This window comes from Citrobacter sp. EC_71, from assembly GCF_019584005.1.
Lineage (GTDB): Bacteria > Pseudomonadota > Gammaproteobacteria > Enterobacterales > Enterobacteriaceae > Citrobacter > Citrobacter werkmanii.
The window spans coordinates 1-273 of record NZ_VDAY01000088.1 but is presented as its reverse complement, the minus strand read 5'-3'; the positions used below and the strand labels follow the sequence as shown (position 1 = coordinate 273).

Here is a 273-nt window from a genome sequence, read left to right as displayed (position 1 = left end):
TTACCGCCCCGCAACTGGCGGACGGGGAGTACAGCATCACCGTGCAGGTGACGGATGACGCGGGGAACACCGCGACCTCGACCGCACTGGCTATCACCGTGGACACCACCGTGGCAGCCCCGGTGATCACCCTGAGCGACGACACCGGCACCACCGGCGATAACCAGACCCGCGACACCACGCCGGGCTTTGCCATCACCACGGATAAAGACGCCGTGAGCATGATGGTGAGCATTGACGGCGGCACCCCGGTGGCGGCGACGAAGGACGCGG

General features: G+C 67.0%; 1 protein-coding gene. It reads left to right on the top strand.

All coding sequences use genetic code 11. The features are described 5' to 3' along the window. Positions 1–273: Ig-like domain-containing protein (locus FHD02_RS24140; protein WP_220394393.1), on the top strand; the 273-nt coding region annotated here is incomplete at both ends.